Annotated in this window: 13 protein-coding genes and 1 riboswitch; of the genes, 6 read left to right on the top strand and 7 right to left on the bottom strand. The window is 63.3% G+C overall.

Annotated elements, in window-relative coordinates; translation table 11 throughout:
- The first annotated feature begins 139 nt into the window (after positions 1-139).
- From REA38_RS19660 to REA38_RS19640, 5 genes are all read left to right on the top strand, one after another.
- The gene (locus REA38_RS19660) at positions 140-1,948 is read left to right on the top strand and encodes a sodium:proton antiporter (RefSeq protein WP_039569678.1); all 1,809 of its coding nucleotides are present in this window, start codon (positions 140-142) and stop codon (positions 1,946-1,948) included.
- A 52-nt stretch (positions 1,949-2,000) separates the two neighbouring features.
- Positions 2,001-2,195: riboswitch (Lysine riboswitch) on the top strand.
- A gap of 108 nt (positions 2,196-2,303) precedes the next feature.
- Entirely contained in the window at positions 2,304-3,671 is a 1,368-nt protein-coding gene (gene lysC / locus REA38_RS19655; protein WP_033649702.1) for a lysine-sensitive aspartokinase 3, read from the top strand.
- A 142-nt stretch (positions 3,672-3,813) separates the two neighbouring features.
- Positions 3,814-4,731, top strand: coding sequence for a ketopantoate/pantoate/pantothenate transporter PanS (gene panS, locus REA38_RS19650; RefSeq protein WP_308886486.1), 918 nt, complete (start codon positions 3,814-3,816; stop codon positions 4,729-4,731).
- Positions 4,732-5,116: 385 nt separating this feature from the next.
- Positions 5,117-6,796, top strand: a complete 1,680-nt coding sequence (locus tag REA38_RS19645; RefSeq protein ID WP_033654724.1) for a ShlB/FhaC/HecB family hemolysin secretion/activation protein — start codon at positions 5,117-5,119, stop codon at positions 6,794-6,796.
- Between the two features lie 45 nt (positions 6,797-6,841).
- Complete coding sequence (locus REA38_RS19640) at positions 6,842-11,668, top strand: hemagglutinin repeat-containing protein (protein ID WP_308886484.1); 4,827 nt, start codon at positions 6,842-6,844, stop codon at positions 11,666-11,668.
- Between the two features lie 48 nt (positions 11,669-11,716).
- Here the strand turns inward: REA38_RS19640 and REA38_RS19635 are convergent, their stop codons facing one another.
- The 6 genes from REA38_RS19635 to REA38_RS19610 all read right to left on the bottom strand — a co-directional run bounded on the left by REA38_RS19635 (position 11,717) and on the right by REA38_RS19610 (position 18,131).
- Complete coding sequence (locus REA38_RS19635; protein ID WP_033636226.1) at positions 11,717-13,366, bottom strand: Na/Pi cotransporter family protein; 1,650 nt, start codon at positions 13,364-13,366, stop codon at positions 11,717-11,719.
- 240 nt (positions 13,367-13,606) lie between these two features.
- Positions 13,607-14,599: an ABC transporter ATP-binding protein gene (locus tag REA38_RS19630; RefSeq protein ID WP_033649699.1), complete on the bottom strand. Its 993-nt coding sequence runs from the start codon at positions 14,597-14,599 to the stop codon at positions 13,607-13,609.
- Between the two features lie 4 nt (positions 14,600-14,603).
- The gene (locus tag REA38_RS19625) at positions 14,604-15,389 is read right to left on the bottom strand and encodes an ABC transporter permease (protein WP_308886483.1); all 786 of its coding nucleotides are present in this window, start codon (positions 15,387-15,389) and stop codon (positions 14,604-14,606) included.
- Positions 15,390-15,406: 17 nt separating this feature from the next.
- Positions 15,407-16,252 carry an ABC transporter permease subunit gene (locus tag REA38_RS19620; protein ID WP_308886482.1) on the bottom strand — a complete coding sequence of 282 codons (846 nt, stop codon included), beginning with the start codon at positions 16,250-16,252 and terminating at the stop codon, positions 15,407-15,409.
- Positions 16,249-17,058 (bottom strand): alkaline phosphatase family protein, encoded by an 810-nt coding sequence (locus REA38_RS19615; protein ID WP_308886481.1) that lies wholly within the window; start codon positions 17,056-17,058, stop codon positions 16,249-16,251. Before REA38_RS19615 ends, REA38_RS19620 begins: the two co-directional genes overlap by 4 nt.
- A gap of 11 nt (positions 17,059-17,069) precedes the next feature.
- Positions 17,070-18,131: an ABC transporter substrate-binding protein gene (locus REA38_RS19610; protein ID WP_308886480.1), complete on the bottom strand. Its 1,062-nt coding sequence runs from the start codon at positions 18,129-18,131 to the stop codon at positions 17,070-17,072.
- Positions 18,132-18,324: 193 nt separating this feature from the next.
- On the opposite strand from REA38_RS19610, the gene REA38_RS19605 reads away from it, so the two are divergent.
- Entirely contained in the window at positions 18,325-19,035 is a 711-nt protein-coding gene (locus tag REA38_RS19605) for a UTRA domain-containing protein (protein ID WP_308886479.1), read from the top strand.
- Between the two features lie 37 nt (positions 19,036-19,072).
- Here the strand turns inward: REA38_RS19605 and metH are convergent, their stop codons facing one another.
- The gene (metH, locus tag REA38_RS19600) at positions 19,073-22,768 is read right to left on the bottom strand and encodes a methionine synthase (RefSeq protein ID WP_172905116.1); all 3,696 of its coding nucleotides are present in this window, start codon (positions 22,766-22,768) and stop codon (positions 19,073-19,075) included.
- Positions 22,769-22,819: the final 51 nt, after the last annotated feature.

The following is a 22,819-nucleotide window of genomic DNA, read 5'->3' as shown; positions in this document are numbered from 1 at the left end:
GCGCTAACTGTCAACGCAGTGCCGCCTCGTTTCAGCTTTCACTCTATACTTTTGGCTAACGGCCTGTTATCGGGGTTGCCGAATTGTCATCAGGCTGTGTCATCGTTGCTTATTTCGTCATTTGAAAGGGATCTCGTTTATGGAATTATCTGCCCCGCTCATGTTGGTGCTTATCGGCCTGGCGTCGCTGCTGGCGCAGTGGCTGGCCTGGCTGCTGCGCCTGCCGGCCATTTTGCCGCTGTTGCTGTTCGGCATCGTGCTCGGCCCGACGGTGCATCTGGTGCAGCCGGATCTGCTGTTCGGCGATCTGCTGTTTCCGCTGGTGTCGCTGTCAGTGGCGATCATCCTGTTCGAAGGGGCGCTGACGCTGCGTTTCGAGGAGATACGCGGCCTCGGCGGCGTGGTGCGCAATCTGGTCACCGTCGGCATGCTGGTCACCTTTCTGGTCATCAGCCTCGCCAGCTGGTGGCTGCTGGATTTCCCGCCGGAGCTGGCGGCGCTGATCGGCGCGGTGACGGTGGTGACCGGGCCGACGGTGATCGCCCCGCTGATGCGCGTGGTGCGGCCGAACGCCAACATTAACCAGGTGCTGCGCTGGGAAGGGATCGTCATCGATCCGGTCGGCGCCATCTTCACCCTGCTGGTGTTCGAATTCATCGTGCTGAAACAGAATGCGGAGTCCTATACCCATCTGTTTTGGACGCTGGGCATGACCGCCGCCGTCGGCCTGATCGCCGGCGCGCTGTTCGGCTACCTGCTCGGCCTGGCGCTGCGCCGCGTCTGGCTGCCGCGCTACCTGCAGAACCTGGCGGTGCTGGCGATCATGCTGACCGCCTTCGGTGTTTCCAACGCCATCGCTGACGAATCCGGCCTGCTGACCGTCACGGTGATGGGCATCTGGCTGGCCAACATGCGCGACGTGGACACCAGCGATATTCTGGCGTTCAAAGAGGAGCTGTCGGCGATCCTGATCTCGGCGCTGTTCATCATTCTGGCGGCGCGGCTCGATATCCAGGCGCTGTGGAACATGGGTTGGCCGCTGCTCCTGCTGCTGCTGGTGGTGCAGTTCATCGCCCGGCCGCTGTGCATCGCGGTGTCGACCTGGCGCTCTTCCCTGCACTGGCGCGATCGGCTGTTGCTGTGCTGGATCGCCCCGCGCGGCATCGTCGCCGCGGCGGTCAGCTCGCTGTTCGCGCTGACGCTGCAGCGCAGCGGCTACCAGGGCGCCGACCGGCTGGTGACCGTGGTGTTCGCCATCATCATCGGCACCGTGGTGCTGCAAAGCCTGACCAGCGGGATGATGGCGCGCTGGCTGCGGGTGCAGCAGCAAAAGCCGCGCGGCGTGCTGATCGTCGGCGCCAACAGCGTGGCGCGCATGCTGGCGCAGGCGCTGATCAAGCTGAACGTGCCGGTGATCGTCACCGACAGCAGCTGGGAATACTACCGCCAGGCGCGCATGGAAGGCATCCCGGCCTACTATGGCCACGCCTACTCCGAACACGCCGAGAACTATCTCGATCTGAGCAATATCGCCCAGGTGCTGGCGCTGTCGCCCAATCGCCACCAGAACGCGCTGGCGATCTACCACTTCGGTCATCTCTTCGGCGAGGATCACGTGTTTGCCATCCGTTCGGGAGCGCCGCTGAAAGGGCGCGGCGCCAGCGCGGAAAGCTCGCGTTTCCGCCGGCATGAAATTTTATTTAATCAGGAAGCCACCTACGGCCGCCTGAGCAGCCTGCTCGCCAGGGGAGCCACCATCAAAGCGACCAAATTGAACGAAAATTTCGGTTGGCTGGAGTATTTGGAGAAACATCAGGGCGTTATTCCGTTATTCAGCCAAAAGGAAGACGGTTCTCTGCAACCGATTGGCGCCGGTTCCACGCCCGCAATGCCCTGTACGCTTATCGCGCTGGTGCAAGATGAAAATCCCTCACCGTCTGTACGTTGACAGAATGGCGATAACCGGCTATTCCTAACAGCCTACTTGCGCACCCGGTGCGCAAGCCAGAAGAGGCGCGTCGCCCAGGTAGAGTGTCAGAGGAGCCGTTTCTCCGTTGACGGCACCCGAGGGGGAGCGACGCCGAGGTAGGGTAATGGCCGGCCATTATCCTATCGACTACAGGGGCTGAATCCCCTGGGTTGTCACCAGGGGATCGCCCGCAGGGCGATCGACAAGGTGGGGCGCTTCTGGGTGTATCGTAGCCTGACCTCTACGCCTGCCCCCTGTTTACCGCTCTCCCCTTGTGCCAAGGCTATGGAATTACAGTGCCCCCAAACGGGCATCCCTGACACGAGGTTTCTAGATGAACCAAGCAGCACCCCAGAATTCCACCGTGGTAGCCAAATTCGGCGGCACCAGCGTCGCCGACTTTGAAGCCATGAACCGCAGCGCCGACGTCGTGCTGGCCAACCCGCAGGTCCGCCTGGTGGTGTTGTCCGCCTCGGCGGGCGTCACCAACCTGTTGGTCGCCCTGGCCGAGGGTTGCGAGGCCGACAAGCGCAACTACCGGCTTGATGAGATCCGCCGCATCCAGTACGCCATCCTCGATCGCCTCACGGCGCCGGCGGTGATCCGCGAAGAGATCGACCGCCTGCTGGAAAACATCGCCATGCTGTCGGAAGCCGCGTCGCTGGCCACCTCGACGGCGTTGACCGACGAACTGGTCAGCCATGGGGAGCTGATGTCCACCCTGCTGTTCGTTGAAATCCTGCGCGCCCGCAACGTGCAGGCCGAATGGTTCGACGTGCGCAAAGTGATGCGCACCGACGATCACTTCGGCCGCGCCGTGCCGGACAGCGCCGCGCTCAGCGAACTGGCCCGGGCGCAGTTGCAACCGCGCCTGCAGGAAGCGCTGGTGGTCACCCAGGGCTTTATCGGCAGCGAGCCGAAAGGCCGCACCACCACGCTCGGCCGCGGCGGCAGCGACTATACCGCCGCGCTGCTCGGCGAGGCGCTCGGCGTTGGCCGGGTAGATATCTGGACCGACGTGCCGGGCATCTACACCACCGATCCGCGCGTGGTGCCGGCGGCCAAGCGCATCGACAAAATCGGTTTCGAAGAGGCGGCGGAAATGGCCACCTTCGGCGCCAAGGTGCTGCATCCGGCCACCCTGTTGCCGGCGGTGCGCAGCGACATTCCGGTGTTCGTCGGCTCCAGCAAGGATCCGGCGGCCGGCGGCACGCTGGTGTGCAACACCACCGAGAATCCGCCGCTGTTCCGCGCGCTGGCGCTGCGTCGCAAGCAAACGCTGCTGACGCTGCACAGCCTGAACATGCTGCACGCGCGCGGCTTCCTGGCGGAGGTGTTCAACATTCTGGCGCGCCACAACGTCTCCGTCGATCTGATCACCACCTCGGAGGTCAGCATTGCGCTGACCATGGACACCACCGGCGCCACCTCCGTTGGCGGCAGCCTGCTGACCACCTCGCTGCTGACCGAGCTGTCGTCGCTGTGCCGGGTGGAAGTGGAAGAAAACCTGGCGCTGGTGGCGATCATCGGCAACCAGCTGTCGCGCGCCTGCGGCGTAGGCAAAGAGGTGTTCGGCGTGCTCGATCCGTTCAATATCCGCCTGATCTGCTACGGCGCCAGCAGCTATAACCTGTGCTTCCTGGTACCGGGCGAAGAAGCCGAACAGGTGGTGCGCACCCTGCATCACAACCTGTTCGAATAAGTCATTATCCCCGATTGCGGGCGCAGCACGCTGCGCCCCTGCGTCTAAAAAATCCGTTCAAAACCGGCAGGGGTTCAGCATGTTGAACCCGCAAAAAACACAACCACACCCACCGTTCTCAATCTGGCTAAGGAAAACCTGCATGTTGGCATTACTCACGCGTTTATTCCCCCTGTGGGCGATACTGCTGTCCGTCGCCGCCTATTACACGCCGACCACCTTTACCGGCATCGGCCCCTACGTCAGCCCGCTGCTGATGCTGATCATGTTCGCCATGGGCGTTACGCTGCGGCTGGACGACTTCAAACGCGTGCTGGCGCGCCCCGGCCCGGTGGCGGCCGGCATCTTCCTGCACTATCTGATCATGCCGCTGGCGGCCTGGATCCTGGCGATGCTGTTCCGCATGCCGCCGGATCTGTCCGCCGGCATGGTGCTGGTGGGCAGCGTGGCCAGCGGCACCGCCTCCAACGTGATGATCTACCTGGCCAAGGGCGACGTGGCGCTGTCGGTGACCATCTCGGCGGTCTCGACGCTGGTGGGCGTGTTCGCCACGCCGCTGCTGACCCGTTTGTACGTCGACGCCGAAATCAGCGTCGATATCATGGGCATGCTGCTGAGCATTCTGCAGATCGTGGTGATCCCGATCGGCCTGGGCCTGATCGTCCACCATACCCTGACCAAAACGGTGAAACGCATCGAGCCGCTGCTGGCGGCGCTGTCGATGGTGTGCATCCTGGCGATCATCAGCGCGGTGGTGGCGGGCAGCCAAAGCCATATCGCCTCGGTCGGTCTGGTGGTGATCGTCGCGGTGATCCTGCACAACGGCATCGGTCTGTTGAGCGGCTATTGGGGCGGCAAGCTGTTCGGCTTCGACGAATCCACCTGCCGCACGCTGGCGATCGAAGTCGGCATGCAGAACTCCGGGCTGGCGGCCACGCTGGGCAAAATCTACTTCTCGCCGCTGGCCGCGCTGCCGGGTGCGCTGTTCTCGGTCTGGCACAACCTTTCCGGTTCGCTGCTGGCGGGCTATTGGTCCGGCCGCCCCATCAAGAAAAAATAAACCGCCTGTAGGGACGCAAACAATTGCGTCCCTTTTCTTTCCTGAGAAATTTCGTATTTCCCACTGGTCGGATTGTCATAATTCCCCTCATCCCCTATCATCCGTGAAAAATAAAAATTCAGATTCTTCCTAGCCATGCCGATAATGTTGGCAAGAGGAAGAGACGTTCTACTTTTTTTAATTAATTAAGTCACCAGGGTTGCCCGCCATAAAAGAAGCAGCCTAATTATTATTTAGATATATACCCACCGTCTTATTTGCCGCGGCAAATCAAGATACCTCGCAATGTGCATGTCGCTCATTATTTCGGGCCGGCCGTCGGCCGCCCGTGGTTAACCTCATGGATTGGGCTGGCTGCCCCGGCGGCCTCTCATAATGGATTACAATGATAAAAAAAATCACCGCTTTGACGCTGTTGGTCAGCACGGCCCTTTCCGCCGAAACCCTGCCGGACGCCCACATGATGCGGGATATGTCGATGGGGGAGTCGCGCCGCGCGCTGCAAGACAGCACGCGTGAAGTCAACCAGTTGATTGAGCAACGCCGCTACCAGCAGCTGAAACAGCAACGCTTGCTGGCGGAGCCGGAACCGGCCGCGCCCGCCCTGCCGCAGTCCGCGCAGTGCCTGCCGATCGCCGGCGTTTATCTGCAGGGCGTCACCCTGCTCTCGCCGGCCGATTTATCCGCCCTGAGCGCGCTGCCGGAAAACTGCATCAGCAGCAACGATATCAATCGCCTGACCCGTGAATTAACGCGCCTTTATGTGCAAAAAGGCTATATCACCGCGCGCGTGCAAATTGTTCGCCCTAATTCACAGGGAGAATTGGGATTAAGCGTCACCGAAGGATTTATCGAGAAAATAGAAGGCGGCGATCGCTGGGTCAACAGCCGTTTATTATTTCCAGGGCTGGAAGGCAAGCCGTTGAAATTAACCGAGCTCGACCAGGGATTGGATCAGGCCAACCGTTTGCAATCGAATACCACCAAGCTGGATATATTGCCCGGCCGCCAGGTTGGCGGTTCGGTCATTCGTTTGCGCAATCAGCATGCCAAGCCCTGGCTGATGACCGTCGGCACGGATAATTACGGCCAAAAAAGCACCGGCCAGTGGCTGGCGCGCGCCACCGCCACGCTGGACAGCCCGTTCGGCCTGTCGGACTTTGTCAGCCTGAACGCCAACAGCACGCTGGAAAACCCGGCTCATCGCTATAACCGCGCCTATACCCTGCTCTATTCGCTGCCGTACGGCGCGTTCACCTTCAGCGGGTTCGCCAGCTTCTCGTCCTACGAGAACCACCAGCAGCTGCCGCACAACCTGGTCAAACTGCACGGCCAGACCCAGCAGTACGGGCTGCGCAGCGACTACGTGTTTTACCGCGATCGCGATCAGATAGACAGCCTGAGCGGTCAGTTGACCTACAAGCGCATCGACAACTACTTCGAAAGCGTGCGCCTCGAGGTCAGCAGCCCCACCCTGACCCTGGCCGAACTGAGCGCCAGCCACCTGCAAATTCTGCCCAACGGGGTGTTCAGCGCCAACCTCAGCGTCGAACAGGGCCTGCCGTGGCTGGGGGCCGGTCGCCACCCAAGCTCGGTGCACCTCGACAGCCAGTTCACCAAAGGCAAGCTGTTCGCCAACCTCAGCCAGCGCCTTCACCTGGGTGACGCCACCTATCAGCTCAACAACCTGTTCTACGGCCAGTACAGCCGCGACCCGCTGCCCGGCGTGGAGTGGCTGAGCCTTACCGATCGCAGCGCCGTGCGCGGCTTCAGCCGCAGCACCCAGTCAGGCGACAACGGCTGGTATCTGCAGAACACGCTGTCGCGCAGCTTCAATCTGGGTGCCACCACGCTGACGCCGCGCCTCGGCGCCGACGTCGGCCGCATTTTGCCGCGCCAGGACAGCTCGGGGTGGCGCAGCAGCGCCGGCCTGAGCAGCGGCGCCACGTTGCGCTATCGGCAGGCGCTGGTCGATCTCGAGGTCAGCCGCGGCTGGATCTTGTCGAATCACGCCACGCCGGAAGATCCCGTTCAGGTACTGGCGCGCTTTTCTTACACCTTTTAATCAGCAGTTTTGCAGGACCCCACGGCAATATACGGAGAAACATGGATGAAAAATAATAACTTCAGGCTTTCAGCAGCGGGCAAACTGGCCGCCGCGCTGGCGATTATTCTCGCCGCTTCCGCCGGCGCCTACGCCGCGGAGATCGTGGCGGCCAACGGCGCCAACGGCCCCGGCGTTTCCACCGCCGCGACCGGCGCGCAGGTGGTCGACATCGTCACGCCGAACGGCAACGGGCTGTCGCACAACCAATACCAGGACTTTAACGTCAACCAGCCCGGCGCCGTGCTGAACAACTCTCGCGAAGCGGGGCTGTCGCAGCTGGCCGGCCAACTGGGCGCCAACCCCAATCTGGGCGGGCGCGAAGCCAACGTGATCCTCAATGAAGTGATCGGCCGCAACCCGTCGCTGCTGCACGGCCAGCAAGAGATCTTCGGCATGGCGGCCGACTACGTGCTGGCCAACCCGAACGGCATCAGCTGCCAGGGCTGCGGGTTCATCAACACCAGCCGCTCCTCGCTGGTGGTCGGCAACCCGCTGGTGGAGAACGGCCTGCTGCAGGGCTACAGCACCCTGGACAACCGCAATACCCTGAGCCTCAACGGCGTCCTGAACGCCGGCGGCGTGCTGGATCTGATCGCGCCGAAGATAGACAGCCGCGGCGACGTGATCGTGCAAGACTTCACCCATCGCAACGGCAGCGTGACGCCGGCGGCGATCAACGCCATCAGCGGCCATAACCGGGTGGCGCGCGACGGCAAGGTGCTGGCCAGCGTACAGCCGACCACGGCGCTGGACAGCTACTACCTCGGCAGCATGCAGGCCGGGCGCATCAACATCATCAACACCGCGCAGGGCAGCGGCGTGAAGCTGGCCGGCACGCTGGCCGCCGGCGACGAGCTCAAGGTAAAAGCCTACGATATTCGCAGCGAAAGCCGCGTTGACGACGCCAGCAGCAACCGCAACGGCGGCGACAACTACCAGAACTACCGCGGCGGCATCTACGTCAACGACCGCAGCAGCAGCCAGAAGCTGACCCGCACCGAGCTGAAAGGCAAGAACATCAGCCTGGTGGCGGATAACCACGCGCACCTCACCGCCACCGATATTCGCGGCGAAGACATCACGCTGCAGGGCGGCAAGCTGACGCTCGACGGCCAGCAGTTGAAACAGACCCAGGGCCACACCGACGACCGCTGGTTCTACTCCTGGCAATACGACGTCACCCGTGAGCGCGAGCAGCAGCAGCAGGCGGGCAGCACCGTCGCCGCCGGCGGCAACGCCACACTCGTCAGTACCCGGGAAGACGTGAACCTGTTGGGCGCCAACGTCAGCGCCGATCGGGCGCTGAGCGTCAAAGCGGCGCGCGACGTGCACCTCGCCGGGCTGGTGGAGAAGGATAAGTCCACCGAGCGCGGCTATCAGCGCAACCACACCTCCAGCCTGCGCACCGGCAGTTGGAGCAGCAGCGACGAAAGCGAGAGCCTGAAGGCCAGCGAACTGCGTAGCCAGGGCGAACTGACCTTGAAAGCCGGCCGCAATGTCACTACCCAGGGCGCCAAGGTCCACGCCCAGCGCGATCTGACGATCGACGCAGACAGCCAGATCCAGGTCGGGGTGCAGAAAACCGCCAACGCCAAAGCGGTACGCGATGACAAAACCTCCTGGGGCGGCATCGGCGGCGGCGACAACAAAAACAACAGCAACCGCCGCGAGATCAGCCACGCCTCCGAGCTGACCAGCGACGGCACCCTGCGCCTGAACGGCCAGCAGGGCGTCACCATCACCGGCAGCAAGGCGCGCGGCAAGGAAGGCGGCCTGGTCACCGCCACCCAGGGCGGCCTGCGCATCGACAACGCGCTGAGCACCACCGTAGACAAAATCGATGCGCGCACCGGCACCGCCTTCAACATCACCAGCAGTTCGCACAAGGCCGACAACCGCTACCAGAACAGCACCGCCAGCGAGTTGAAGTCTGACACCAACCTGAAGCTGGTCAGCCGTAAGGATACCGACGTGATCGGCAGTCAGGTCACCAGCGGCGGCGAGCTGAGCGTGACGTCGCAGACCGGCAACATCAACGTCAAGGCCGCCGAACAGCAGCAAAAAATCGATGAGCAGAAGACCGCGCTTACCGTCAACGGCTACGCCAAAGAAGCCGGCGACAAGCAATACCGCGCCGGTTTGCGCATCGAACACACCCGCGACAGCGAGAAAACCACCCGCACCGAGAACCACGGCGCCACCCTCAGCGGCGGCAGCGTGAAGCTCGAGGCGGAGAAGGACGTGACCTTCAGCGGCTCCAAACTGGTCGCCGACAAAGGCGACGCCAGCGTCAGCGGCAACAAGGTTTCGTTCCTGGCGGCCGACGATAAAACCACCTCGAACACCGAGCAGACCAAGATCGGCGGTGGTTTCTATTACACCGGCGGCATCGACAAGCTCGGCAGCGGCGTGGAAGCCGGCTACGAGAACAGCAAAACGCAGGCGCAGAGCAGCAAGGCGGTCACCTCCGGCAGCGACGTCAAAGGCAACCTGACTGTCAACGCCCGTGACAAGCTGACCCAGCAAGGCGCGCAGCACAGCGTCGGCGGCGCCTACAAAGAGAACGCCGCGGGCGTCGATCATTTGGCCGCCGCCGACACCGCCAGCAGCACCACCACCAAAACCGACGTCGGCGTGAACATCGGCGCCAACGTCGATTACAGCGCCGTGACCCGCCCGGTCGAGCGCGCGGTCGGCAAGGCGGCCAAGCTGGACGCCACCGGCGTCATCAACGACATCGGCGGCATCGGCGCGCCTAACGTCGGCCTGGATATCGGCGCGCAGGGCGGCAGCAGCGAAAAACGCAGCAGCAGCTCGCAGGCGGTGGTCAGCTCGGTGAAAGCCGGCAGCATCGACATCAACGCCAAAGGCGAAGTGCGCGATCAGGGCACGCAGTATCAGGCGAGCAAAGGCGCGGTCACGCTGACGGCGGACAGCCACCGCAGCGAAGCCGCGACGAACCGCCAGGAAGAGCAGAAACGCGATACCCGCGGCAGCGCCGGCGTGCGCGTCTACACCTCCACCGGCAGCGATCTGACCGTAGACGCCAAGGGCGAAGGCGGCACCCAGCGCAGCAGCAGCAACGCCAGCCAGGCGGTGACCGGCACGATCGACGCGTCCAACGGCATCAACGTCAACGTGAAACAAGATGCGGTCTATCAGGGCACCGCGCTGAACGGCGGCAGCGGTAAAACCGCCGTCAACGCCGGCGGCGATATCCGCTTTGATCAGGCCAGCGATAAGCAGAGCGAAAACCACAGCGGTTTCAACGTCAAAGCCTCCGCCAAGGGCGGTTTCACCGCCGACAGCAAAAACTTCGGCGCCGGCTTCGGCGGCGGCACCAACAACGGCGAAAGCAACAGCAGCACCGCGCAGGTCGGCAACGTCAGCGGCCAACAGGGCGTGGAGCTGAAGGCGGGCCGCGATCTGACGCTGCAGGGCACCAACGTCAAGAGCCAGGGCGACGTCACCCTGAGCGCGAGCAACAAGGTTGCGCTGCAGGCGGCGGAATCGACCCAAACGCGTAAGGAAAGCCAACTGTCCGGCAATATCGATCTGGGCGCCGGCAGCAGCGACAGCAAGGAAAAAACCGGCGGCAGCCTCTCCGCCGGCGGCGCCTTCGACATCGCCAAGGTGAATGAGTCCGCGACCGAACGCCAGGGCGCCACTATCGCCTCAGACGGCAAGGTCACCCTGTCCGCCAACGGCAAAGGCGATAACGCGCTGCATCTGCAGGGCGCCAGGGTCAGCGGCGGCAGCGCCGCGCTCGAGGCGAAAAACGGCGGCATCCTGCTGGAGTCCGCCAAGAACGAGCAGCACAAGGACAACTGGAGCCTGGGCATCAAAGCCAACGCCAAAGGCGGCCAAACGTTCAACAAGGACGCCAACGGCAAGGTCGATCCGAACACCGGCAAAGACACCCATACGCTGGGCGCCGGTCTGAAGGTCGGCGTGGAACAGCAGGATAAAACCACCCACGCCAACACCGGCATCACCGCGGGCGACGTGGCGCTCAACAGCGGCAAGGATACCCGCCTCGCCGGGGCGCGCGTCGATGCCGACAGCGTACAGGGCAAGGTGGGCGGCGATCTGCGCGTTGAAAGCCGCAAGGACGTCGAGAAAGGCGTGAAGGTGGAGGTGGATGCCGGGCTGAGCCACAGCAACGATCCGGGCAGCAGCATCACCTCCAAGCTGTCGAAGGTGGGCACGCCGCGCTACGCAGGGAAAGTGAAAGAGAAACTGGACGCCGGGGTGAACAAAGTGGCCGACGCCACCACCGACAAGTACAACAGCGTGGCGCGTCGCCTCGATCCGCAGCAGGACACCACCGGCGCGGTCAGTTTCAGCAAGGCCGACGGCAAAGTGACGCTGCCGGCAACGCCGGCCGGCGAGAAGCCGCAGGGCCCGCTGTGGGATCGCGGTGCACGCACCGTCGGCGGCGCGGTGAAAGACAGCATCACCGGGCCGGCCGGTCGCCAGGGGCAGCTCAAGGTCAATGCCGACGTGGTGAACAACAACGCGGTCGGCGAGCAGTCGGCGATTACCGGTAAGCACGGCGTGGCGCTGCAGGTCGGCGGCCAAACCCAACTGACCGGCGGCGAGATCCGCAGCCGGCAGGGCAAGGTGGAACTGGGCGGCAGCAAGGTCAGCCAGCAGGACGTCAGCGGCCAACGCTATCAGGGCGGCGGCCGCGTCGATGCGGCGGCCACGGTAGGCGGGCTGTTAGGCGGCGCGGCGAAACAAAGCGTCGACGGCAACGTGCCGTTCGTCAGCGGCCATGCTTCGACTCAGCAGGCGGACGCCAAAGCCGGCGTGTTCAGCGGCAAATAACGCGCCTCCCCTACGCAATGCCCCCGGTGAAAACCGGGGGCATTTTTTTTACAGCGTGCTCGGGGTGTCTTCCCAGTCGCGATCGTCGTCCTTGGCATCCTGATCCAACACGTTGTAAGCCACGGCGCAGAACAGCGAGTTCAAACGCTTCATGTCCCCCAACAATCCCAAATGCAACGAACTGGTCTCGATGCTCTGCACGTTTTGCTGATGCAAACGATCGACGTGCGCGTGCGCGTAGCGGCGATCCAGAATGCGGAAGCGATGCTTAGAACGGCGCAGGCGCTTGGCGCTGGTGACGTCGCCGGACAGGAACACCGACAGCCCCAGGCGCAGGTTGCCGATCAGCCGCTCGTGCAGCCCATCCAGTTCCGCCAATCCTTCCGCCGAGAAGGCGCGGCGCGCGGCGTGCGACTTGGCGCCCACGTCGCCGGCCATGCGCTCGATGATGTCGCCCGCCTGTTCCAGGTTAAGCGCCATTTCGATGATCTCCGCCCAGCGGCGCGAGTCTTCCTCGCCCAGATCTTCCTTCTGGATCTGCGCCAGATACAGCTTGATGGCGGTGTACAGCACGTCGACGTCATCGTCGAGGCGCCGCACTTCTTTATCCACCCCTTGCTTGCCGTGCAGCACTTCGCGCTGCAGGATCATCATGTGTTCCACCACGTCGCCCATGCGCAACGTTTCGCGCGCCGCATTGGCCAACGCCAGCGTCGGCGTGTCCAGCGCGCTGGCGTCCAGATGGCGCGGACGCATGCGCGGATCGTCGGCCGCCACGTCGACGATCAGCCGCTCGCACAGCGTCGCCATCGGCCCGGCCAGCGGGATCATCACCAGGCAGCGGATCAGGTTGTAGAACACGTGGAAGTAGATCACCAGCTCTTCGCTGCCGCCCGGCAGCTGAGCCATCACATCCGCCAGATAGGAAACGAACGGCAGCACCAGCACACAGCCCACCAGCTTGAACAGCAGGCTGCCGAGCGCCACGCGCCGCCCGGCGGCGTTCTGGCCGCTGGCGTTGATCATCGCCAACAGGCCGCTGCCGAGGTTGGCGCCGATCACCAGGCAGAGCGCCACCTTCAGCGAAATCACGCCGGACGCGGTCAGGGTGGCGGTCAGCAGCACCGCCGCCAGGCTGGAATAGCTGACGATGGCGAACAGCGCGCCGGTCAGGGCGTCCAGCATCACGTCGCCGGTCAGCGACGAGAACAGCACTTTCACCCCAGCCGCCTGGGTGATCGGCGTGGCGGCGGCCACGATCAGCTCCAGCGCCAGCACGATCAGCCCAAGGCCGATCAGGACGCGCCCGATCTGGCCGATCCGCATCTGCTTGCGGCTGAGGAACAGGAAGACGCCGATCAGGATCAGCAGCGGCGACAGCCAGGAAAGATCGAAGGTCAGCACGCGCGCCATCAGCGCGGTGCCGACGTCGGCGCCGAGCATGATCACCAGTGCAGGCGCCAGCCCCACCAGCCCCTGCGCAACGAAAGAGGTCACCAGCAGCGCCGTGGCGTTGCTGCTCTGCACCAGCGCGGTCACGCCGATGCCGGAAACGAACGCCAGCGGCTTTTTCTCAACGCTGTCGCTCAACACGCGCCGCAGATTGGCGCCGTAAACCCGCATGATCCCGGTGCGCACGATGTGGGTACCCCACACCAACAGCGCCACGGAGGAAAGCAGGTGAAGAAGGGTAAGCACGGAAGATACGCTCCATTAACGCCCGGCCAAAGGAGGCTGGTACCCGATACCTGTCAGGCGGTGCGGAAAGACGGAACGGTTCTGTTCGCCTTAGCCGCAGCCGGTAGGCCAAAAGATGACGGGTACAGCGCGCGGTCCCGCCTGCCGGGCGTAGGTCTGGCAGGACAGCGGGCGGGCGGCAGACCGCAGAAGAGAAGGGTTAATGCGGCGGCGGAAAGGCCCCGGCGCCGCGCTGCGAAGTCATGCAACTTCCCGCAATACAACAGGTTCCAAGTGTAGCCCAATTTGCTCGCCGTCGGGCCGCAGGTCGGCCACCGACCGGTTGAGCACGTCAACCAGCAATTCTACACCGCGAACCTGAATCCGATAGCGTACCACATTCCCGAGCAAACTGTGGCCCAGGATCACCCCGCCGATCCCCTGCCCGGCCGGCAACAGGCCGATCGATTCGGGCCGGATCGCCACCTTGCCGACATAGCTGCGCCCGGTCAGCTGGGCGGCCTGTTCGGCGGTCAGCAGGTTATAGTTGCCGATAAACCCGGCGGCGAAGGCGTCCGCCGGCTGGGTATACAGGGTTTCCGCATCGCCGCTCTGCACGATCTGCCCCTTGTTCATCAGCACGATGCGATCCGATAAGGTCAGCGCCTCTTCCTGATCGTGGGTGACGAAGATCGCCGTCAGGTTCAGCTCGCGTTGAATGCGCCGGATCTGCTCGCGCAGGTGTTTGCGGATGCGCGCGTCCAGCGCCGACAGCGGTTCATCGAGCAGCAGCAGCCGCGGGCGAGTGACCAGCGATCGCGCCAGCGCCACGCGCTGACACTGGCCGCCCGACAGCTGATGCGGATAGCGCTTCGCCAGATCGCTCAGCTCCACCAGCGCCAGCACCTCCTGCACCCGCTGGCCGATCTGCCCGGCCGCCAGCTTCTGCATTTTCAGCCCGAAGGCCACGTTGCCTTCCACCGTCATATTGGGAAACAGCGCATAGCTTTGGAACACCATGCCGATGCCGCGCTTTTGCGGCGCCAGCGGCACCAGATCCTGACCCTGCAACAAGATTTGCCCGCTGTCGACCGGGGTCAGGCCTGCCAGACAGCGCAGCAGCGTCGATTTGCCGCAGCCGCTCGGCCCCAGCAGGGTGACGAACTCCCCCTCTTCGGCGGTGAAATCGATATCCTGAAACACCTGCGTCTGGCCATAGTGTTTGTTCAGGCGGGTGACGTTGAGATAAGCCATCAGGTTAACCCTTGTTTTTATTCAGCAGGTTCGCCAGCCAGGTGACGAGCAGCACCACGGCGAAATAGGAGATGACCAGCGCGCTGGTGAAGTGCCCGCTGCCGTTGCGCATGTTGTACAGGTAGACCTGCAGCGTTTCATACTGGCTGCCCACCAGCAGGTTGGCGAACACGAACTCGCCGATCAGGAACGAGAACGACAGCAGCACGGCGATCGTTCCGCCCTTGCGCAGGTTCGGCAGCACCACCAGCAGCGCCGCCTGCCAGGTGCTGGCGCCGAGCAGGTGCGCGGCGTCCATCAGATCGCGCAGGTTGATCGCCTGCATGTTGTTGCTGATGGCGCGGTAGATAAACGGCAGCGCGATGGTGAAATAGCAGCCCACCAAAATCCACGGGGTGCCGAGCAGCGGCAGCGGATCGGCGGCGAACAGCTGCATCAGCCCCACCGCCGACACCACCGGCGGCACGGCGAACGGCAGCAGAATCAGCACGTTCATCACCGCGTCCAGCTTGGGAAAGTAGTAAGCGATCACAAACATCGCCGACAGGATCACCACCACCGACAGCAGCAGCGTGCCGAAGCAGATCAACAGCGAGTGCCACAGCGCCTGCAAAAAGCGCGGGTCGCTCCACAGCGCCGTCAGCCACTTCAGGGTAAAGCCGTCCGGCAAAATGGTGGCGCCCCACTGGGTGGCCAGCGCATAAATCAGCGTCGCCGCCAGCGGCAGCAGCAGGATCAGCAGCATCAGGCCGGTCACCGTGCGATGGTACAGGCGTTCAGCACGCGACATGAGCATTCTCCATCCGATTATGAGCGCGCATTGAGGTAGCTCCTGCGCAGCATCCATTGGTGGATCACCGTGATAAACGCCATCATCACCACCAGCAGCATCGCCAGCGCGCTGGCCAGGTTCGGATCGAGGGAGATGTCCCCCGCCACCAGCGCCGAGATACGGATCGGGATCACGTTGAAGTTGCCGGTGGTCAGCGCGTAGACCGTAGCATAGGCGCCCAGCGCGTTGGCCAGCAGAATGACGAAGGTGCCCATCAGCGCCGGCGCCAGCACCGGCAGGCCGATATGCCGCCAGTAGCGCCAGGGGCCGGCGCCGAGCAGCGCCGCCGACTCGCGCCAGTCGGCGCGCAGCGCGTCGAACGCCGGATACAGCAGCAGCACCCCCAGCGGGATCTGGAAATAGGTATACAGCACGATCAGGCCGCTCTTCGAATAGAGGTTGAAGCTCTCCATCAGACCGTATTTGCGCAGCAGCAACGTCAGGCAGCCGTTCAACCCCAGCAGAATGACGAAGGCGAACGCCAACGGCACCCCGGCGAAGTTGCTGGTCATGTTGGTGAACGACATCACGAAATCATGAAATCGGGTCTGGCCGAGCTGGCGCAGCGAGTAACTGCCCACTAACGCAATCAGCAAGCCGTAGATGCTCGACCACAGCGAGATCTCCAGCGAGAACTGAAACGCCTGCAGGTAGAACGGCGAGGTGAAGATATCGACATAGTTGCCCCATCCCCAGCCGCCGGTCTCGCTGAAAAAGCTGTGAACGGCGATCCACACCAACGGAGCGATCTGAAACGCGCCGAACAGCACGATAAACGGCAGCAGGCACAGCGCGGCGATCCAGTTGGTTTTGCCGTTCATCGCGCATCCTGCGACAGCAGCGCCCGGCAGCGCGGCTTGTCGTGCGGCGCCTGCAGCAGATCGCAGATCGTGCCGCACAGCTCGGTTTGCTGCGGATCGGCGTCGTCCAGGCTGAAGCCCGAGCCGAACACGAACAGCGGCACCTGGCGCTCTTCCGGCAACACGCCGCCGTGGCTGCGATCGTCGTTCATGCCGTGGTCGGCAGTGACCAGCACCTGATAACCGGCCGCCAGCCACTCGGGCAGATAGCGCGACAGCGAACCGTCGGCGCGCCGCGCCGCATTGCGGTACTGAGGCGAAGAGAGGCCGAAGCGGTGCCCGGCGTCGTCGATGTTCATCGGATGGATCAGCAGGAAATCCGGCTGATGCCGCAGGCGCAGGCTTTCGGCGTCGTCGAACAGATGGCTGTCGGGGTAGCCGTCGTCGTAATAGAAATGCCCGTGTTGAATCGGCAGCTCGGGGGCGTCGGTATGGCGGTCGCGCGCGGCGTCGAACGGCGTGCGGTTATACAATTCGCTGAACCAATGGTAGGCAGCAGCGGCGGTGGTCAGCCCGGCGGCGCGCGCGTAATGAAACACGCTTTGTTGATGAGAAAGGCGCGAGACGTGGTTGTGCACCACGCCGCTCGCCACCGGCGTGACGCCGGTAAGGATGCATTCATACAGCGGCCGGGAGATAGAGGGCAACTCGCACTCCAAAGAATACAGCCGTCCGCGTCCTGCCGCGCATTCGGCCTGCAGATAACCCATGACGTCGTGCGCCACCCGGTAGTTGAGTCCATCCAGAACTACAAGGATAGTTTTCATAGTAAGTTCACTCACTGTTGCATGTGCATGATGACGTTTTCCTGCCACAGACGCGGTAGCGTTTTGGCGCTCTGTTCCCAGGCCGCCGGATCGGCGATCGGGTGCGCGTTCTTATACTGCTCGGCCGGCAGCAGCTTGGCCTTGACGTCGTCCGGCAGCGTCAGATGTTCGGCGCGGATCGGGCGCGCATAGCCACGCGCCAGGTTGATCTGGCCGGCGTCGGAGAAGATGTATTCGCGCGCCAGCTTGGCGGCGTTCGGGTGCTTGGCGTATTTGTTGATGATGGTGGTGTAGCCGGAGATGATCGAGCCGTCCGACGGGATCAGCACTTCATAGCGGGTTTTGTCGAGCTGTTCACGGTAGTTCAGGCCGTTAAAGTCCCACACTACGCCGACCTGCACTTCACCTTTTTCCAATGGCGCAAGCACCGGATTGGTCAGGCTCAGACGGCCGGCCTTGGCCAGTTTGCCGAAGAATTCCAGGCCCGGCTTAAGGTTTTTCTCGTTGCCACCCATGGCGTAGGTGGCCGCCAGCACGCCGCTCGCTGGCTGAGCACCCGTGCCAACGTCGCCGATGGTGACCTGATAGCTGCCCTTCAGCAGATCGGCCCAGCTGTGCGGGATGTCTTTCACCTGCTGCTTATCAATGATGAAGGCGATGGTGCCGGTGTAAGCCAGCGCCCAGTGGCCGTCTTGGTCTTTCGCCCACTCCGGCACCTGATCCCAGGTAGAGGGTTTGTACGGCTGCGTCACGCCCTTCTGCACCGCCACCGGGCCGAAGGCCGCGCCGACGTCACCGATGTCCGCCGTGGCGTTGTTCTTTTCCGCATCGAATTTGGCGATCTCCTGTGCGGAGCTCATGTCGGTATCGACATGCTTCAGGCCATATTTGCTCAACAGATCTTGCCAGGTGCCTTTCCAGTTGGCCCAGCTGTCCGGCATGCCGACGCTGTTGACTTCGCCTTCTTTCTTCGCGGCCTGCTCCAGCGCCGCCAGATCGGTATCCGCGGCCCAGCTCATCTGGCTGGATAACACGATGGCACTGGTTAACACAGAAGCGCACAAACGTTTCATAACTGATGCTCCAGGTGGTAGTGTGGGGAGAGCTGGACTAGTCCAGCAAGGACCAAACCAATCTAACGGACGAATGTGATAATTATATGTCAGCTTAAAAAAGCGACGGTTTTATCACCCATTGCAACGGCGAAAACGCGACGCTGGTCTACCTTAAGGGAGGCCAAACGCACTGAAACGGGACACCCGCTGTATGAGTGAAGCACCGACGACCGTAGCCACCATCTGCCAAACGCTGAACGCCCGCATCACCGCAGGCGAGTTTGCCGTGGGCGGCAAGCTGCCCTCCGAACGCGCCCTGAGCGAACAGTTCGCCACCACCCGCATTACCTTGCAGGAGGCGCTCGGCCAACTGGAGGCGCAGGGGGTCATCTATCGCCAGGTGCGGCGCGGCTGGTTCATTTCGCCCCCGCGTCTGATCTACAACCCGCTGCAGCGCAGCCATTTTCACGCCATGGCGCAGCAACAGGGGCGCGCCGCCCATACCGAGGCGATCGACAGCGCGGTAGTCACGCTCGACGCGCCGCTGGCCGGCCGCCTGGCGCTGCCCCCCGGCGCCGAGGCCTATCGCATTCGCCGGCTGCGCTACATCGACGGGCGCGCGGTGCTGTACTGCGAGCACTACCTCAACCCGGCCTACTTCCCCGGCATACTGGACGAAGATCTGACCCAGTCGCTGACCGCGCTGTACGCCGTGCGCTACGGCATTCACTACGGCCGGGTGCGTTTCGACATGCTGCCCACCCTGCTGCCGCAGCAGGCCGCCGCCATGCTGAAGGTGACCTACGGCAGCCCGGCGCTGTTCATTACGCGGGTGAACCGCGATCAGCACGACCGGGTGATCGATTGCGATCTGGAGTATTGGCGTTACGATGCGCTGCACATCGACGTGGAAGCGCAGTAAATGACAAGGGCGCATCGCTGCGCCCTTAAAGAGGAAATCAGTCGGCGTCGTAGCCTAGGTTAGGCGCCAGCCAGCGTTCGACCTCGCTCACGCTCATCCCTTTACGCGCCGCGTAGTCTTCCACCTGATCGCGCTGGATCTGCGCCACCGCGAAGTACTTGCTTTCAGGATGGCTGAAGTACCAGCCGGACACCGCCGCCCCCGGCCACATGGCGAAGGACTCCGTCAGCTCCATGCCGGTGTGGCGGTTGACGTCCAGCAGCTGCCAGATGGTCGCTTTTTCGGTGTGTTCCGGGCAGGCCGGGTAGCCCGGCGCCGGCCGGATGCCCTGATAGTTTTCGCGGATCAGCTCCTCGTTGCTCAGGCTCTCGTCGGCGGCATAGCCCCAGTGCAGCTTGCGCACCTGCTCATGCAGGTATTCGGCGAAGGCCTCCGCCAGGCGATCCGCCAGCGCCTTGACCATGATTTTGTTGTAATCGTCGTGCTGCGCGTCGTACGCCGCCGCCAGCGCGTCCTCCTCCAGCCCGCCGGTCACCGCGAAGGCGCCGAAGTAGTCGGCCTTGCCGCTGCTTTTCGGCGCCACAAAGTCCGCCAGGCAGTAGTTCGGGAAGTCGGTTTTTTCCGTCTGCTGGCGCAGATGGCGGCTCACCGCCAGCACCTCGTCACGCCGTTCGTCGCGGTACACCTCCACGTCATCGCCGACGCGGTTGGCCGGGAACAGACCGTAAACGCCGCGCGGGTTGAGGCTGCGCTCGGCGGCCAGCCGATCCAGCATCTGATTGGCGTCGTGGAACAGGCGCTTGGCCTCTTCCCCCACCACCTCGTCTTCCAGGATGCGCGGGTATTTGCCCGCCAGCGACCAGGTCATGAAGAACGGCGTCCAGTCGATATAGTGGCGCAGCGTCTCGATGCCGGCCGCCACCGGGAACACGCCGAGCTGCCGCGGCGCCGGCGGCTGATAATCGGCCCAGTCCAGCGCCATGGCGTTGGCGCGCGCCTTCTGCAAATCGACCGGCGGCGTGCGCGGCTTTTTGCGCGCATGCTGAATGCGCACCGTTTCATACTCTTTGCGGGTGCGCGCCACAAACTCGTCGCGCTGGGTGGCGGACAGCAGCGCCGACACCACGCCCACGGTGCGCGAAGCATTCTGCACGTAGGTGGTCGGGCCGCTGTAGTTTTGTTCGATCTTCACCGCGGTGTGCGCCTTGGAGGTGGTGGCGCCGCCGATCAGCAGCGGCAGCGTAAAGCCCTGGCGCTCCATCTCTTTGGCCACGTTGACCATCTCGTCCAGCGATGGCGTGATCAGCCCCGACAGGCCGATGATGTCCACGTTCTCCTCGCGCGCGGTGCGCAGGATTTTCTCCGTCGGCACCATCACGCCCAGATCGACGATTTCATAGTTGTTACACTGCAATACCACGCCGACGATGTTCTTGCCGATGTCGTGCACGTCGCCCTTCACCGTCGCCAACAGGATTTTGCCCGCGGAGGTGCCCTGCTGCTTGCTGGCCTCGATGTAGGGTTCCAGGTAGGCCACCGCCTGCTTCATCACGCGGGCGGATTTCACCACCTGCGGCAGGAACATCTTGCCCTCGCCGAACAGATCGCCGACCACGTTCATCCCCGCCATCAGCGGCCCTTCGATCACTTCGATCGGGCGTTCGGCCTGCTGCCGCGCTTCTTCGGTGTCCAGCTCGATAAACTCGGTGATGCCCTTCACCAGCGAATACTCCAGCCGTTTCTCCACCGGCCAGCCGCGCCACTCCGCCTGCTGCACCGCCACGTCATTATCTTTGCTGCCACGGTACTTTTCCGCCAGCTCCAGCAGGCGTTCGGTGCCGTCCTCGCGACGGTTGAGGATCACGTCCTCCACCGCGTCGCGCAGCTCGGCGCTTAAATCGTCATAAATCGCCAGTTGCCCGGCGTTGACGATGCCCATGTCCATGCCGTTGCGAATGGCGTGATACAGGAACACCGCGTGGATCGCTTCACGCACCGGATCGTTGCCGCGGAACGAGAACGACACGTTGGACACGCCGCCGGAGATCATCGCGTGCGGCAGGTGGGTTTTGATGTCGGCACAGGCTTCGATAAAGTCGACGGCGTAGTTGTTGTGCTCTTCGATACCGGTAGCGACAGCGAAAATGTTCGGGTCGAAAATGATGTCTTCCGGCGGGAAGCCGACGCGCTCGGTCAGAATGTTATAGGCGCGGCGGCAGATCTCGAACTTGCGCTCGCGGGTGTCCGCCTGCCCCACTTCGTCGAACGCCATCACCACCACCGCGGCGCCATAACGGCGCACCAGTTTGGCGTGATGGATAAAGGCCTCTTCGCCCTCCTTCATCGAGATCGAGTTGACGATGCCCTTGCCCTGGATGCATTTCAGGCCTTTCTCGATAACGGACCACTTGGAGGAGTCGATCATGATCGGCACCCGGGCGATATCCGGCTCGCCGGCGATCAGGTTAAGGAAGCGCACCATCGCCGCTTCGGCGTCGAGCATCCCCTCGTCCATGTTGATGTCGATGATCTGCGCGCCGCTCTCGACCTGCTGGCGCGCCACGTCGAGCGCCTCGTTGTATTTCTCTTCTTTGATCAGCCGTTTGAATCGTGCCGAACCGGTGACGTTGGTGCGCTCGCCGACGTTGACGAACAGGGTGTTGGCATCGATGGTCAGCGGCTCCAGGCCCGCCAGGCGGCAGGCGACCGGGATCTCCGGCAGCCGACGCGGCGGCACGCCCTCGACCGCCTTGGCCATCGCGGCGATATGTTCCGGCGTGGTGCCGCAGCAGCCGCCGATGATATTGAGGAAGCCGGCCTGCGCCCACTCCCCGACCTGGCGCGCCATCTCGGCCGCATCCAGATCGTACTCGCCGAAGGCGTTCGGCAAACCGGCGTTCGGGTGCGCGGTGACGTAGGTCTCCGAGATGCGCGCCAGCTCGGCGACGTACTGACGCAGTTCGTCCGGGCCCAGAGCGCAGTTCAGGCCGAAGGTCAGCGGCTTGACGTGGCGCAGCGAATTGTAAAACGCCTCGGTGGTCTGGCCGGACAGGGTGCGGCCAGAGGCGTCGGTGATGGTGCCGGAAATCATGATCGGCAGTTCCACCCCCAGCGCTTCGAATTCGGTTTCCACCGCAAAGGCGGCGGCCTTGGCATTCAGGGTGTCGAAGATGGTTTCGATCATGATCAGATCGACGCCGCCCTCCACCAGCGCACGGGTCGATTCGCGGTAAGCCGTCACCAGCTCGTCGAACGAGATGTTGCGGAACGCCGGATCGTTGACGTTCGGCGAGATGGACGCGGTGCGGTTGGTCGGCCCCAACACCCCGGCTACGTAGCGCGGTTTTTCCGGCGTGCGCGCCGTCCATTCGTCGGCGCAGGTGCGCGCCAGGCAGGCGGCCTGATAGTTAATCTCGGCGGACAGCGACTCCATGTGGTAGTCGGCCATGGCGATGGAGGTGGAGTTGAAGGTATTGGTTTCAAGGATATCGGCGCCCGCCTCGAGATAGGCGTAATGAATGGCGGCGATCACTTCCGGCTTGGTCAGCACCAGCAGATCGTTATTGCCTTTCAGATCGCTGCGCCAGTCGGCGAAACGCTCACCGCGGAAATCGCGCTCATCCAGACGATAGCTCTGGATCATGGTGCCCATGCCGCCGTCCAACACCAAAATGCGCTGCGCTAACTGGCGGCGCAGTTGTTCTACTCGATTCGTCACTGTAACCCCTTCCATTGCCATCCAGCCCATTGCTCAACTGCCGCAAAAACCAACGAGTCATCCTAG

It is taken from the genome of Serratia sp. MF1(2023), from assembly GCF_030954545.1.
In the GTDB taxonomy this organism is placed as follows: Bacteria; Pseudomonadota; Gammaproteobacteria; order Enterobacterales; family Enterobacteriaceae; genus Serratia; species Serratia sarumanii.
Note: the sequence above shows the minus strand (reverse complement) of the source record. Positions and strands in the feature narration are given on the sequence as shown.

Excerpts from the sequence above, each read along its gene's own strand:
- REA38_RS19660 (WP_039569678.1), top strand. The coding sequence starts at position 140 with ATGGAATTATCTGCCCCGCTCATGTTGGTGCTTATCGGCCTGGCGTCG.
- lysC (WP_033649702.1), top strand. The coding sequence starts at position 2,304 with ATGAACCAAGCAGCACCCCAGAATTCCACCGTGGTAGCCAAATTCGGC.
- panS (WP_308886486.1), top strand. The coding sequence starts at position 3,814 with ATGTTGGCATTACTCACGCGTTTATTCCCCCTGTGGGCGATACTGCTG.
- REA38_RS19645 (WP_033654724.1), top strand. The coding sequence starts at position 5,117 with ATGATAAAAAAAATCACCGCTTTGACGCTGTTGGTCAGCACGGCCCTT.
- REA38_RS19640 (WP_308886484.1), top strand. The coding sequence starts at position 6,842 with ATGAAAAATAATAACTTCAGGCTTTCAGCAGCGGGCAAACTGGCCGCC.
- REA38_RS19630 (WP_033649699.1), bottom strand. The coding sequence starts at position 14,599 with ATGGCTTATCTCAACGTCACCCGCCTGAACAAACACTATGGCCAGACG.
- REA38_RS19625 (WP_308886483.1), bottom strand. The coding sequence starts at position 15,389 with ATGTCGCGTGCTGAACGCCTGTACCATCGCACGGTGACCGGCCTGATG.
- REA38_RS19620 (WP_308886482.1), bottom strand. The coding sequence starts at position 16,252 with ATGAACGGCAAAACCAACTGGATCGCCGCGCTGTGCCTGCTGCCGTTT.
- REA38_RS19615 (WP_308886481.1), bottom strand. The coding sequence starts at position 17,058 with ATGAAAACTATCCTTGTAGTTCTGGATGGACTCAACTACCGGGTGGCG.
- REA38_RS19610 (WP_308886480.1), bottom strand. The coding sequence starts at position 18,131 with ATGAAACGTTTGTGCGCTTCTGTGTTAACCAGTGCCATCGTGTTATCC.
- REA38_RS19605 (WP_308886479.1), top strand. The coding sequence starts at position 18,325 with ATGAGTGAAGCACCGACGACCGTAGCCACCATCTGCCAAACGCTGAAC.
- metH (WP_172905116.1), bottom strand. The coding sequence starts at position 22,768 with ATGGAAGGGGTTACAGTGACGAATCGAGTAGAACAACTGCGCCGCCAG.